Here is a 14,194-nt window from a genome sequence, read left to right as displayed (position 1 = left end):
TACCATAGTATTAGTTCCTTTAATAGACCTAGGATTATCTACCTACTTTTTCTATGAATATAGGAACTCTGACAATCATAATAATACAGTAGAAACATTTAAAAAAGTGTTTCAGAAGCTTTATTTAGTGATCTCTTTTTTAGGGTTATTCGCAATACTGCTAAATCTCTTTGTCTTTGAATACGAGAAATTTATTGTTTTTATAATTTTTAGGGTACTTTTTGTTTTAGTTACTACATTTTTGGCATCGTATTATAGATTAACAAACAAGCCAGAAAAAGTAGTTTTAATCACCTTAGTATCTAATTTTATATCACTCTCATTTCTTCTCTTTTATTTCTTTTTTGATTACGATTTTTCGCTTTGGTTAATCTTTGCCGGACAAATTCTATTTTCAGTATTTTATTTTTTTAAAAGTGCCAACATGGTTTTTTTAAGAAAACAATCTACTGTAAGTTTAAATAAAACAAAAACAATACTAAAAGGGTCGGTGTTGTTTTCTTGGCCAACTATTATTCAGATATTTTTAATAATGTATATTACTAATTATGGTAAGATTCATGCTTTAACAAATATGCCTATCGAAGACGGAGTACTTTTATCTCTTATTCAACGTTTTTCAATGGTTATATTTCTTACCCACTCTTCTTTATTGGCCTATATGGTAAAATCAATATATGTAGAAAAAAACATATTAGGCATCAATAAAAGTATACTTTTTAAATACCTAGGATTATTAATAATTACGATGATTATTGTAATGTTAATAAGTGGTATTTATTTAGTTTATAATTATGATCAAAATAATGTACAAAGACCAATATTTATAGCAACACTAATTATATTACAAACTTTCATGAGTTGTGTTTACGCTTACTTAGAATTGAATTACGGGAGAGAAAACAAAAATATAATTAAATTGTATCTGGCTATTTTTGGAGCTGTCTTGTTTTTCTCATTATTAATGTTCTTAAAAATTGATTTCTTAGAAAAAATAACATTAGCAATGTTTATTAGTACATTTGCCTCACTTTTATTAAGTGTTGCAACACTCTATAAAAGAAATTATAAGCTAGTTTAATTAAGATGATATTCAACAGAGTAGAATGAAGAAAAAGAATATATGTTTTATTTCTAATTATTACAAAACTCAAGTATTTGTAGAAATAGCAAAGACTTTAAAAAATCATAATATTGAAAGCTTTTGGATAATTCCCAACAAAAAACAATACGTTGAGCTTCAAGACATATTTCCTATGAATCAACTACTATACATAGGAAAAAAAGAGGTTTTATCATCAAATAATAATATTGAAGACCAAATAGATTTTAAGGTTAATGAATTGGTTTATGGAGATCGCGTTTTAAAGCACGAATCATCTAAATGGTCTTATGATTACTTAAACAAGCTTAGCCCTCTTTATAGCGACTTTATAACCGCTAATAACATTAGTTATGTATTTGGAGAATTAACTTGGGCACATGAGCTTATTGCATATAGATTGCTTTCACAAAATAAAGCACTAAACTGTGAATTTTTAAATCCACACACCATTAGAATACCAAATGGACGTTTTACTTTTTTTACAAATGAGTTTCAATCTAATATTTTAGAAGCAGATAAAAATTTAAATGTAAAAGGTGATTTTATTAAACTCGAAAAGCCCGCTTATCTTGCTTTAAATGATAAGTTACTAGCAAAAAAAGGTAAGTTATCTCATAATTTGGTTTTATTAAAAAACTTTATCTTTAGAACTAATCAAGACAGTAATGATCCAACGCTTTATAGCAACCCATTTTGTCAATTTAAAGTTAAAACAGCTGAAATTTATAATCGGGTTATATTTAAAAATTTCATTTCAGAAACAGCTATAGCCTCTTTACCAAAAGATAAAAAGCGCGTATTATTTACCTTGCATAAACAGCCAGAAGCATCAATAGATGTTATTGGTCGTTATTATGAAAACCAGTTAGATTTAATTCATAATATTTGGAGAATATTACCCAAAGACTATATCTTATTGGTAAAGGAACATTCTAATGCCATTGGAGATCGAAATTTTGATTTTTATAAGCGTGTAAAAAAATTACCAAATACGTATCTAATAGATAATAAAGCGGACACACATCAGTTATTAGATTCTATAAGTGCCGTTTTTACAGTATCTGGTACAATAGCATATGAAGCAGCACTAAAAAACAAACAAAGTTTCACTTTTGCACCGACATTTTTTAATAAATTAAAAGGCTGTAAACAAATAAGATGGACGGATTTTAAAGAGCATACCTTGGAGCATCTTATTAAAGGGAACAGAGAAGGCCTAGATTATTCAGAATTTTCTAATTGGCTTCTCGAAAATTCTTATGAAGGGATTATGTCTGATGCTTTTGGTGACCCAAGGAGTGTAAGCAAAGACAATATAAAAGCACTAAGCAAAGCATTTTTAACAGTTATTAAATAAATATTTTGAAACATTTAAAAGTTGATTATTATCTCCTTATAATTTGTTTACTAATAATAATGGTATTCAAGATACCAGAATATGCTTTTATACTTATAATCCCTGTATTAGTTATTTCATATTATAAGATTATTATTAAAAGAAGTATTACCACAGTCTTAATTCTAATGCTATCTTCAAGGCTCATAATGGGACCTTTAATTATAAATAATGATATATCTTTTAATATACTAAATGCAGCATGTAATTATATACCTATCTTTATTATATTAACCTATAATTTTATTACTTTAAAGCGTATTAATATCAAGAGAATTAAATCATTACAATGGACGATTCTCTTTTTATTAATGATGTTGCTATTAAGTGTTATACACCCTTCTTATGCGATATCAGAATTCCCAAAGGAGATACTTCCATTAATTTTATTTTTACTTGTTGTATTATCCAACGGAGTAGAGCAAATAAACTATATTTATCTTTTAAAGTTTTTTAGATACACGTTTGTGGCATGTGTTGTCATTTATTTGTCACCACATTTTTATGATCAAATGCGTCATTTATTCTCTGGTGCAATTATTTTTAAAGAGCCAACATATACCATAGCATTAAGAATTAGTCAATCCATTCCTAGAAATACAGGATTTGTTTTTGATTTTAGAATTATGGGACAATTGGCTTGTTTGTACTTAATTTTATTGTATTATTTAAATAAAACTAAAAGCTATTGGGACATTGCACTTTTGATTACAGTAGCTATTTTAACCTTCTCTAGAGGGCCGTTAATGATTTTAGTTCTTTTGTTATTGGCTATTTATTTACCTGAAAAAATTAGAATTACCAGAAGAGTTTTGTTAGTCATTTGCTCAACTTTTATTTTAATGATTAGTGGTATTGTGTATGTATTGAATAATGAGAATCTTCAAGAATTTGTGGGTACTTTAAACCCGTTTGGTGAGAAAAATGTGTTTTCACAACGTGGTGGATTTACAAATTATTCATTAAATAAGTTTTATGAAAAACCACTAGGTAGTGGAATAGGATCATTATCTTCACCAAATGCAGAAAATAAAATTTTTACAGGATTAACAAATTTTCATAAAAAAGTACCAGATAAAATTTATTATTATAAAGTCACAGATGCCTACTTAGCCATGTCGTTAGCAGAAAAAGGAATTATCGGATTTTTATTAATGCTATTCTCCTTTTCTGAAATATTTTTTAGGAATAGAAACCGACTGTCATTATTTTTCTTAATTGGGTTTTATATAAATGTTATTGGAACTGATATACCCAAACAAGGGTTTTATTATTTTGTTATTATTTTAGTGTATTATGCTTTAAGTAACTCAAATATTAAACAAATTGATTCTGTTAAAGTATGAATATATTAGTTGATACACATGTTTTTGATGATAAACCTCAAGGCACTAGAACATATTTAAAAGGACTATATTCTGAGCTTATTCTCTTAGCACCAGAATGGAATTTTTATTTAATAGCTAATAATATTGAGAACTTAAAAAAGGAATTTGGTATTCATAAAAATGTAATTTATGTTGAGTTACAGAGTCAGAATAAATTTTATCGTTTACTAATAGAATTACCTTTAATAATTAAAAAACACGATATTAATTATGCTCATTATCAATATATCTCTCCTCCAATAAAAAATTGCAAACAAATTATAACCAATCACGATATATTGTTTGAGCAAAAGGAATTTAAAGCATTTTTCCCATTAAAATATAGGTTGATAAATAGCTATTTATTTAAGACATCGGCTAAAAGAGCAGATATTTTGCTAACTGTTTCCGAGTATTCTAAACGAAAAATCTCTGAATTATATAAGATAGATAAAGATCATATAAAACTTACTCCGAATGCTGTAAGTTTAACTAATTCAAATTTAATAGATAATAAGGCCATTCAAAAATTAGGTAAGTATATTTTGTATGTATCTAGGGTTGAACCCAGAAAGAATCATTTAAATTTACTCAAGGCTTTTACAGAGCTAAATTTGGTGTCAAAAGGGTTTAAACTAATTTTTATTGGTAAAATGGAGGTTATATTTAATGATCTCAAATTCTTTTTAGACAACTTATCGGAAACTGATAAAAAAGCCATAATATGGTTAGAGAATATTGCTGATGAGGATTTGAAACTATACTATCAAAACTGTGAGCTGTTTGTGTTTCCTTCTTTTGCTGAAGGATTCGGCATACCTCCTTTAGAAGCGATGGTATTTAAAAAGAAAGTATTATGCTCCAAGAATACCGCTATGGCAGATTTTGGGCTTCCTGATGAAGTTACTTTTAATCCTCATGACATCAATGAAATTAAAACTAAGATAGAAGAACAATTACATAAAGATTTTGAATTAGATAATATTTACAATACTATTCTTTCAAAATTTAATTGGAAAGTAATTGCAGAAAATTATAAAGAAATAATAAGTAATCATTTTGAAAAACTTTAGTCCGATTAGTCAAATAAAAATAAAGCATCATTTTTTGTTTTTATTAATGGCAATTGTAGTTTGTTATTATGTCTTCAATCAGTATTATTTATTATCAAACCCAATAAAATCTATTGAATTGGTTTTTAGTGACAAAGTTACTAAAGAAGAAATACCAATAGTTTATATTTCTAGCAACAAAGAATCTGAAATAAGTTTCACAAAAGTTTATAGATTTCATAACACCGAAAATTTAGTTTACCAAAGTCTTCTTGATGATAAAAAAAAACTACGTAAACTTAGACTTTATTTTCCTCATCCAAATAAGACCGTTGGAATAAAATCAATTAGACTTAAATCAGGAAATGATGAGATTTCAATTCTACTAAAAAAATTTAAGAAAAGCGCTGGCATTAAATTTATAGAACGGCCTAATGAATTAAAACTTGAGACGCATATTGTCAATGGATATTTTGAGCTTCCTGAAACTTATATTTATAAATCAGACTTTATAAATATTTACCAACTTGTTTTATCATTTTTTGTTCTCTGGGTTTTAATTATAATAGTATTAAAGATTTTAAATCCCATTGAGTTTGAGGTGTTTTGTATCGGCAATTTATCAATGATTTTGTTTCTTTTGAGTATATTTTTGCCTGCCCCTATATATAATATTACGTTAATAATAATAGCTGTTTTAAACATAAAAAACATCTCATGGATAGCTATTAAATCTCAAAAGACAAATATATTAATATTAGGTTTATTTACAATATACCTCTTAAACAACCTTTTTGTTTCGGGAGAGAGTTTTAATGAACTATCCACCATAGAAAGGTTTTTGCCATTGATAATATTAGGAATAGTATTACCAGGAATATCAAATCGAAAATTCTTATCCTTGTTTCCTTATTCAGCGCTTTGTATAGGATTTTGGTTGTTATCTACTTCAGTTTTTGATGTTTATATACATCAGAATTTTAAGTTTTTATCTTTTGATTTTTTTACAAAATACCTGCATCCTGTATATTTTTCATATCTCCTGTTTTTTTCCATTTGTTTTATAGATTTAAATTATAAGGGAAAACACAAGTATATTTTAGAGTTTATTTTATTTATGTTTTTAATTTTTTGTGGATCCAAAATGGTATTTTTATTCTCATTAATGGTTATTACTATTAATTTTATAAAGAATATAAAGGTTCTATTTTTAATTTTTCCAATACTAATTGTTGTCTTTATGTTTTCACCAATAAAAAATCGATTTAATGAGGTTTTAAAAATCGATGATTTTACTATTCTTAATGAGAAACATATCGAAAACCCATATGATACTCGCATTAATGGTCTAACTTTGCGTTTAATATTATGGAGAGAAACTCTTGAAACCATGAGGTTTAAGGACTTCTTTTTTGGAAAAGGAGTTTCAAAAGAAACCAATCATCTATTAAATGCTAGATTAGAGAAATTAGGACTTAAAGAACATATTGGCTTTAATCCACACAATCAATATGTAGATACATTTTGGAGAACTGGATTTTTAGGATTTTTTGTTTTAATTGCGATTCCTTTATATAGCTTTGTACTCGGTTTAAGAAATAAAGACAAATTATTGATTCAGTTTTCTCTTTTTATGATAGCAGTTATGTTTTCAGAATCAATATTTGGTAGAGTAAACGGCATTTATTTTTTCACAACCGTAATGCTTATTTTAATAAATAGTAGTCAGTTGCATGAAAATAGGAATATTAGGAACTAGAGGAATACCAAATAATCACGGTGGATTTGAGCAATTTGCAGAATATTTTGCAGTATATCTTAAAGAAAATAATCATGAGGTGTACGTTTATAATTCCCATGACCATCCTTACCAAGATACTAAATACAAAGGAGTAAATATTATTCATGCATTCGATCCAGAGTTTAAAATAGGAACTGTAGGACAATTCATTTATGATTTCAATTGTATTAGAGATTCTAGAAAACGAAACTTTGATATTATATTACAATTAGGGTATACCTCAAATTCTATTTGGCATAAGCTATTACCAAAAGAACCCGTTATTATTACCAATATGGATGGGATGGAGTGGAAGCGCTCTAAGTATTCAAAAAAAGTTAGAAAATTTCTAAAATATGCCGAAGGATTGGCGGTTAAAAGCAGTGATTATCTTATTGCAGATTCTGTAGGTATTAGAGATTATATATTAAAAACGTATAATAAATCTTCTGAGTTAATTGCATATGGAGCAACCGTTTTTGCTAATCCTAAGAACACGGTTTTAGAAAGGTATAATTTTAAAGAGTATCAATATTGTATGATTTTGGCTAGGCTTGAGCCAGAAAACAATATAGAAACGATTATAAAAGGCTATGTAAAATCTAAATCGGTATATCCTTTAATCATTTTTGGAGGTTTAAATACTTACGGAAAAAACTTGCAGGCTAAATACGGATCAGATCCAAGAATTATCTTTGCAGGTGCCAATTATAATCAAGAAGAGTTGAACAATCTAAGATATTATTCTAGGTATTATTTTCATGGACATTCTGTAGGTGGTACCAATCCATCTTTATTAGAAGCAATGGCTTCTAATGCACTGATTATTGCTAATAATAATATTTTTAATAAAAGCATATTAGAGGAAGATGCCTTATATTTTGATAATTCAACTGATATTGAAAAACTTCTGAATGAAGATGAATCATTTCATTTAAAGCAAGCTTTTTCAGAATCGAATATTGAAAAAATTAATAGTTTTTATAATTGGAAAACTATAAATTCTCAATATGAACAATTTATTTTAGAAAAATTAAAATGAAATTAAATAAGTTGACTACAGTATTTAATCCTAGCTCTGTTTTATTTTTATTCTTAACTCTTAGCTTCTTGTTTGATTTTATTGATAAGGTTTATATTTATAATGACATTAATTTTATAAAGTTCAATAGAGTTCTTAAGTTCACTTTTCTTTTATATGCTCTAAGTGTCTTTGTTATACATTTTAAATTCTTTGTAAAAACTATAAGGTTTGTTTTAATAACATTACTATTACTTACTATTATATATCTATTAAAGGTAGGAAATTACAATGTTTACAAAATGGAATTTCTACGATACGCTTTTTTACTTGCTTCATTTCCTCTAATTTTCTATGTAATATCAAATGGTAATTTTAAATTCACTACAAAGCTCTATCAATTATTTAAATATATTATAATTATAAATACAGTACTTGTTTTATTAGGTTTAGTTTATGATATACAGGTATTTAAAACATATAAGGCAAATAGGTTTGGTTTTAATGGAATGCTTTTAAGTCAAGGATTTACTCCTTTTTTCTATTTATCTGCTACCGTGTTATTTTGGTATATGAAGGATAAAAAAATGCTAATTGTTACTATATTAATTAGCTTTCTTTCAGGTGTAAAAGGTGTCTATTTAGCTGAGTTTATAGCATTGACACTAATTGTTTTTTATGATAAAAATCTTAGTAAAGCTTTTAAAATTAAAGGCATATTGGTGCTCTTTTTCTGTTTTACAACTGTTACTATGGTAATATTGAATATATCACCTTTTAAAGAGTTAATAAAGTCCGATAGATTACTTACTGCAATTTTTTCTTATAGAATTGAATACTCAAAAGAGCTTATTTCTTTAATAACTAAAGATAATTTTAATTACCTCATTGGAGCTACAGGTATTGAGAAAGTCAGGTTAGAAATGCAAATTATTGATATTTTTCTTTTTTTTGGAATTATAGGCTTTGCAGTGTACTCTTATTTTATCTATGGTATATATAAAATAATAAAGAAAAAATATTTAGCAGTCATTTTACTGCTTACAGTAATAATTACATCTATATTTATTGGGAATTTATTTTATATACCTATGTCTTCATTGCTTATAGTATTAACTTTGTTGTGTTTAAGTAAAGATGAAGATTTTATTAAAATTAACCCGATAGCATAATAAAATATAAAGTGTATTGTATAAATCTTGTAATCTTTGATTAAAAATCATTATAATTACTGTGAAATAAGTTTCATCAAATTAAGTGAATTGAGTTTTACTTGATAAGTAATTTTAGTATAACACTACTTATTGTCATCTTGATTTTAGTCAGCTGATAATAAATTGGTTATAATTATTTCAATATCAAAATAAAAGAAAAATTTGAGTCTATTTAAGCAGGGAAGATATTCAGGATACTTAAGACCTATTTCATATATAATAGATTTATGCATTATAAATAGTATTGCCATAATTTATTTGTTAAGTGGAAAAGACCCATTAATTTTTTCAATTTTTATTTCAGTAGGTTGGGTTTTGTTATCAGTCTATTCACAGTTCTATGAAGTTTATAGATATACAAGACCTATTACTATACTTTCATTGATTGTAAAACAAACGATTTTATTTTTATTGTTTGTCTTCGCGTTTTCAGGTTTGTACCATGAATTAAAAATATATCCTAGACCAATAGTAAAATACACCTTACTTTGTTTTCTATTTATTACAATTTTAAAGTTTGCCGTTTATTATTTGCTGCAAAAATATAGAACCTCTTTAGGGGGAAATTTTAGAACTACCGTTATTTTTGGATTAAATAAAAAAACAATCGCTTTAGATAATTTTTTTAATAAAAATCCAGAATATGGTTATTCTCATAAAAAAACTTTTGACTTTAAGAAAAAAGACTATTCTTTAAAAGATTGCTTTCAATATGTTCTAGACGAAAATATTGATGAAATTTATTGTTCAATTTCCGAATTAACGAATGCGCAAATAGCAGATACAGTAGATTTTGCAGATAACAATTTAAAGATTTTAAAATTTATTCCAGACAGTAAGGAAATTTACGCCAAGAAACTTCAATACGAGTATTACGATTATATTCCTATACTAACACTTAGAACTATTCCTCTTGAAGATTCTGTAAATAAGTTTTTGAAAAGAGGTTTTGATATTTTGTTTGCCAGCTTTATGATAGTTTTTGTGTTATCATGGTTAACACCACTTATAGCTATTTTAATTAAATTAGAATCTAAAGGACCTGTCTTCTTTAAGCAATCTAGAAATGGTTTTAATTACAAAGAATTTGATTGCTATAAATTTAGATCAATGATGCCAAATGAAGATGCCCATTTATACCAAGCGACCAGAGGTGATGAGCGTGTTACTAAGGTTGGAAAATTTATTAGAAAAACAAGCATAGATGAACTCCCTCAATTTTTTAATGTTTTGTTTGGAGATATGTCTGTGGTTGGACCAAGACCACACATGGTGAGCCACACAAATATGTATGCCAAAAAAATAGATAAATTTATGGTAAGACACTTTGTTAAACCAGGTATAACAGGTTTAGCACAAACAAGTGGATTTAGAGGCGAAGTAGAAACCGATAAGGATATTATTGGCAGAGTAAGATTTGATATTTTCTATATCGAAAATTGGTCAATCTTATTAGATATCAAAATTATTTTTCAAACATTTGTTAATGCTATAAAAGGTGATGAAAAAGCCTATTAATTGATAATATGCAACCTTTAGTTTCTATTATAACTCCAATTTATAATAACGCGAATGTTATAATAGAGACTATAACAAGTGTTATTAATCAAACTTATACTAACTGGGAATTATTGCTAATTGATGATGCATCTTCAGATGACATTATGGTTGTTATAAAGCCATTTACGGAATCCGACTCACGAGTTAAACTATTTCAACACAATCAAAATAAAGGCGCAGCAGAAGCACGCAATTTAGGGACTAAAGTGGCAACAGGAAATTACATCGCTTTTTTAGATGCAGATGACCTTTGGAAAGAGAATAAGCTAGAGCTTCAGGTTAGACAACTAACAAATAATATTACAGATGTTAGTTTCGGAACTTATGAATGGATTGATGCTAAAAGTAAACCATTAAACAAAAGAGTAGTCGCCTTAAAAGAATTAAGTTATAATAAATTGCTTAAAGCTAATTATATTGGAAATTTAACAGGAATCTATAATTGCGAAAAACTCGGAAAAATATACACTAAAGATTTAAAAAAACGTCAAGATTGGTTATTGTGGTTAGAGGCTTTAAAACGAAGTGATAAACCAGCAATTAGTATTCAAGAGACCATTGCGTATTATCGTATTGCGGAAGGCTCGTTATCTTCAAATAAAACCAATTTAATAAAGCATAATTTTAATGTGTATTATAAAGGTTTAGGCTATTCTTACTTTAAATCTTCACTTTATTTAATTCAATTTTTGTTTGAACATTTATTCATTAAAACCCGTTTAATTAAATCTATAGTTTAGAAATAAACTGCTTTAGTTTTCCGGCTTTAGTTCGTTTTAGTTGAGGTACACGTTCAAAATTAACCTTAATTCCAGGTTCTAAATAACGTTCCATTTCTGCCGTAATGATTTCTTTTTGTACATTAGAAAGTTCTGTTCTACTTACAAACTGAATCATAAAGCTATCTAGTGCTAATTGTTCTATTACAAATTCTGAAACATTACCATCATTCTCAATAACACTTTTAGTTATGTAATAAAAGGTTAGACCAGCTGCTTTTTTTCCGCTTGGTAAAATAGCAATATCATTTGTTCTTCCTACTAGCTTTTTTAGAATTGGCTTTCTTAAAGTGGATTTTTCAGAAAGGATTCCTATATCACCAACATCATACCTTATTAATGGATGTGCTTTGTTATATAATGATGTAATTACAATTCTGCCTTCTTTTCCTAACGGTAAAACGTTGCCGTTAACATCGAGAATTTCAACATATAATGTCTCATTATTTACTTGCCACTCATCATTAGTATTCTGAAAAGCAATTAAATCCAATTCTGAAGCTCCATATTCATTAACCACAGGCACGCCAAATTGAGTTTCCATTAATGTTTTGTCATCATCAAATAACATTTCTGATGTAACAATACAAACTTTTAGAGTAGGGCAAACAGAGGTTAAAATAACATCTTTTTGCTTTAAATATTTAGCAAATTGCACAATAGGACTTGTGTAGCCATTAATAAAATCAAATTTATCAGTTTTAAACTTTGTCAAAGCCGTTTCAAAAGTAGCATCACTTAAATCAAAAACCGAAAACCTAAATCTATTGCTAAACCAATCTTTTAATCGTTCTTTATAATAGCCTTTTTTGTCTAACGGTATCCCATAAAAACGCGCTTGTCTAGAACTATTAAAATCAATGCCATACCAAGCAAATCTACTCATAATTTCAGCCCAAGTCATCGCGTGGCACCATTTATCCTTAGCAAAAATAAAAGGGTCTCCAGAGCTGCCAGATGTTTTATTTAAATAAACATTTTTAGTTGTGAAACCATCGCTTAATCGTTGCTCAATAGGTTGTTGTAAATTACGTTTAGTGATTATTGGTACAGAATTCCAATCATTTATTTTAATAGACGTTCCTAAGGTTTTGTAAAACGAATTATGTTCTAAATGATAAGAAATAATAGACTTTTTCTGCTCCTCTACATAAGCTTGAAAATCAGAATCGTTTTTAGCCTGAATTTTAGACAGAGCAGCTTTAGCCTCGTCTATTTTAAAGCCATTAACTTTTAAAGAAAAATCGAATAGTCGCAAGGTGTGTTTTTGCTGTTAAGGTTTGTGTAAAATAATTGTTTTTTAAGCGTAAAACCAATTATTTTTGTCCAAAGATTTTTTTATCATGAATATTTTAGTACTAGGCTCTGGCGGAAGAGAACACACATTTGCATGGAAATTAGCTCAAAGTAGTCGTTGCAAGGCTATTTTTGTTGCTCCAGGAAATTCGGGAACAGAAGCTATTGCTACCAATTTAAATATTGGTGTTACCGATTTTGAAGCGATTAAATCTGCCGTTTTAGATCATAAAATTGATTTGGTAGTTGTTGGACCAGAAGATCCATTAGTGCAAGGTGTTCACGATTTCTTTTTGCAAGATGAAGCTTTAAAACATGTTTCAGTTATTGGACCACAGAAAGCAGCGGCTGAGTTAGAGGGAAGTAAGGAATTTGCTAAAGAATTTATGGTTCGCCATAACATTCCTACAGCAGCTTACGAGAGTTTTACAAAAGCTAATGTGGAAGATGGCTATAAATTTTTAGAAACCTTAAGTGCACCATACGTTTTAAAAGCAGATGGTTTAGCTGCTGGTAAAGGCGTATTAATTCTTAATGATTTACAAGAAGCTAAAGACGAACTTAAAAGCATGCTTGTAGATTCTAAATTTGGAGAAGCTAGTACTAAGGTAGTAATTGAAGAATTTTTAGATGGTATTGAACTGAGTTGTTTTGTACTTTCAGATGGAAAGGATTATAAAATTTTACCAACTGCAAAAGATTACAAGCGCATTGGAGAAGGAGATACAGGTTTAAATACAGGCGGAATGGGAGCTGTGTCACCAGTACCTTTTGCAACAAAAGAATTTTTAGATAAAATTGAAAACCAGATTGTAATTCCTACGGTTGAAGGTTTAAAGAAAGATAATTTACCATACGTTGGCTTTATTTTTATTGGATTAATCAAAGTAGGTGATGAGCCTAAAGTGATTGAATACAATGTAAGAATGGGAGATCCAGAAACAGAAGTTGTTTTACCAAGATTAAAATCAGATTTGGTAGATGTTTTTGAAGCGATGGCAAATCAAACCTTATCTAAAGTTAATATTGAAATTGATGAGCGTGCTGCTACAACTGTGGTATTAGTATCTGGTGGATATCCTGAAGCTTACGAGAAAGGTAAAGAAATTACAGGAATAGAGACTATTACAGATTCAATTGTTTTTCATGCAGGTGCAAAGTCTCAAGATGGTAAAGTGGTAACATCAGGAGGTCGTGTAATGGCAATTACGTCTTACGGAAATACGTATCCAGAGGCCATAAAAAAATCTTACCAAAGTATAGATAAACTAAACTTTGATAAGATGAATTATCGTAAAGATATTGGTTTCGATTTATAAACCAATAAGAGATTTATAAATAAGAGTGAGAAGAAATACTTTTGTCCTCCTCATTATTATCACTGTACTTTTTAAGTTGTAGCATCCAATATACCATTGCCACAAAGCCTACAGCCATAAAAATCCAAGACATAAAATTAGCGCCAAACCAGCTTTCTAATTCTAATGCTCTAAGGCCATCAAAAGGTGCGAATAATACATTCACAAATAAATCCGCTATTCCATTAAAGAAATCATTCATAACTTTATAAATTTACAGCAATTCTAATTATTAATATAGAATTGGAATCGAGCAGCAAAAATAC

12 protein-coding genes are annotated in these 14,194 nt (G+C 28.0%); 10 read left to right on the top strand and 2 right to left on the bottom strand.

Features of this window, described 5'->3' with window-relative positions; all coding sequences use genetic code 11:
- Nucleotides 1–424: 424 nt before the first annotated feature.
- From HNV10_RS02830 to HNV10_RS02790, 9 genes are all read left to right on the top strand, one after another.
- On the top strand, nt 425–1,081 hold the full coding sequence (locus tag HNV10_RS02830) for a hypothetical protein (protein WP_173299805.1): 657 nt from the start codon (nt 425–427) through the stop codon (nt 1,079–1,081).
- A gap of 25 nt (nt 1,082–1,106) precedes the next feature.
- Entirely contained in the window at nt 1,107–2,462 is a 1,356-nt protein-coding gene (locus HNV10_RS02825; RefSeq protein ID WP_173299804.1) for a hypothetical protein, read from the top strand.
- Between the two features lie 59 nt (nt 2,463–2,521).
- The gene (locus tag HNV10_RS02820; protein ID WP_173299803.1) at nt 2,522–3,847 is read left to right on the top strand and encodes a hypothetical protein; all 1,326 of its coding nucleotides are present in this window, start codon (nt 2,522–2,524) and stop codon (nt 3,845–3,847) included.
- Nucleotides 3,844–4,941 (top strand): glycosyltransferase family 4 protein, encoded by a 1,098-nt coding sequence (locus HNV10_RS02815; protein WP_173299802.1) that lies wholly within the window; start codon nt 3,844–3,846, stop codon nt 4,939–4,941. Before HNV10_RS02820 ends, HNV10_RS02815 begins: the two co-directional genes overlap by 4 nt.
- The gene (locus tag HNV10_RS02810) at nt 4,928–6,679 is read left to right on the top strand and encodes an O-antigen ligase family protein (RefSeq protein WP_173299801.1); all 1,752 of its coding nucleotides are present in this window, start codon (nt 4,928–4,930) and stop codon (nt 6,677–6,679) included. The genes HNV10_RS02815 and HNV10_RS02810 overlap by 14 nt, the downstream gene beginning before the upstream one ends.
- A complete protein-coding gene (locus HNV10_RS02805; RefSeq protein ID WP_173299800.1) occupies nt 6,654–7,742 on the top strand; it encodes a DUF1972 domain-containing protein in 1,089 nt (362 codons plus the stop codon). The genes HNV10_RS02810 and HNV10_RS02805 overlap by 26 nt, the downstream gene beginning before the upstream one ends.
- A 551-nt stretch (nt 7,743–8,293) precedes the next feature.
- The gene (locus HNV10_RS02800; protein ID WP_173299799.1) at nt 8,294–8,893 is read left to right on the top strand and encodes a hypothetical protein; all 600 of its coding nucleotides are present in this window, start codon (nt 8,294–8,296) and stop codon (nt 8,891–8,893) included.
- A 204-nt stretch (nt 8,894–9,097) separates the two neighbouring features.
- Nucleotides 9,098–10,453 carry an exopolysaccharide biosynthesis polyprenyl glycosylphosphotransferase gene (locus HNV10_RS02795; RefSeq protein ID WP_173299798.1) on the top strand — a complete coding sequence of 452 codons (1,356 nt, stop codon included), beginning with the start codon at nt 9,098–9,100 and terminating at the stop codon, nt 10,451–10,453.
- Between the two features lie 8 nt (nt 10,454–10,461).
- On the top strand, nt 10,462–11,235 hold the full coding sequence (locus HNV10_RS02790; protein ID WP_173299797.1) for a glycosyltransferase family 2 protein: 774 nt from the start codon (nt 10,462–10,464) through the stop codon (nt 11,233–11,235).
- On the opposite strand, the gene HNV10_RS02785 is transcribed toward HNV10_RS02790, so the two are convergent.
- The gene (locus tag HNV10_RS02785) at nt 11,225–12,532 is read right to left on the bottom strand and encodes a phenylacetate--CoA ligase family protein (RefSeq protein ID WP_173299796.1); all 1,308 of its coding nucleotides are present in this window, start codon (nt 12,530–12,532) and stop codon (nt 11,225–11,227) included. The two genes, HNV10_RS02790 and HNV10_RS02785, sit on opposite strands and share 11 nt — an antisense overlap.
- A gap of 85 nt (nt 12,533–12,617) precedes the next feature.
- Between HNV10_RS02785 and purD the strand changes: the two genes are divergently transcribed.
- On the top strand, nt 12,618–13,889 hold the full coding sequence (purD, locus tag HNV10_RS02780; protein ID WP_173299795.1) for a phosphoribosylamine--glycine ligase: 1,272 nt from the start codon (nt 12,618–12,620) through the stop codon (nt 13,887–13,889).
- Nucleotides 13,890–13,902: 13 nt separating this feature from the next.
- Here the strand turns inward: purD and HNV10_RS02775 are convergent, their stop codons facing one another.
- On the bottom strand, nt 13,903–14,130 hold the full coding sequence (locus tag HNV10_RS02775; RefSeq protein WP_173299794.1) for a DUF6341 family protein: 228 nt from the start codon (nt 14,128–14,130) through the stop codon (nt 13,903–13,905).
- Nucleotides 14,131–14,194: the final 64 nt, after the last annotated feature.

Source organism: Winogradskyella litoriviva, from assembly GCF_013249065.1.
In the GTDB taxonomy this organism is placed as follows: Bacteria; Bacteroidota; Bacteroidia; order Flavobacteriales; family Flavobacteriaceae; genus Winogradskyella; species Winogradskyella litoriviva.
The sequence above is the reverse complement of the archived record's forward strand: the minus strand, read 5'-3'. Positions and strand labels throughout refer to the sequence as shown.

Excerpts from the sequence above, each read along its gene's own strand:
- HNV10_RS02830 (WP_173299805.1), top strand. The coding sequence starts at position 425 with ATGGTTTTTTTAAGAAAACAATCTACTGTAAGTTTAAATAAAACAAAA.
- HNV10_RS02825 (WP_173299804.1), top strand. The coding sequence starts at position 1,107 with ATGAAGAAAAAGAATATATGTTTTATTTCTAATTATTACAAAACTCAA.
- HNV10_RS02820 (WP_173299803.1), top strand. The coding sequence starts at position 2,522 with ATGGTATTCAAGATACCAGAATATGCTTTTATACTTATAATCCCTGTA.
- HNV10_RS02815 (WP_173299802.1), top strand. The coding sequence starts at position 3,844 with ATGAATATATTAGTTGATACACATGTTTTTGATGATAAACCTCAAGGC.
- HNV10_RS02805 (WP_173299800.1), top strand. The coding sequence starts at position 6,654 with ATGAAAATAGGAATATTAGGAACTAGAGGAATACCAAATAATCACGGT.
- HNV10_RS02800 (WP_173299799.1), top strand. The coding sequence starts at position 8,294 with ATGAAGGATAAAAAAATGCTAATTGTTACTATATTAATTAGCTTTCTT.
- HNV10_RS02790 (WP_173299797.1), top strand. The coding sequence starts at position 10,462 with ATGCAACCTTTAGTTTCTATTATAACTCCAATTTATAATAACGCGAAT.
- purD (WP_173299795.1), top strand. The coding sequence starts at position 12,618 with ATGAATATTTTAGTACTAGGCTCTGGCGGAAGAGAACACACATTTGCA.
- HNV10_RS02775 (WP_173299794.1), bottom strand. The coding sequence starts at position 14,130 with ATGAATGATTTCTTTAATGGAATAGCGGATTTATTTGTGAATGTATTA.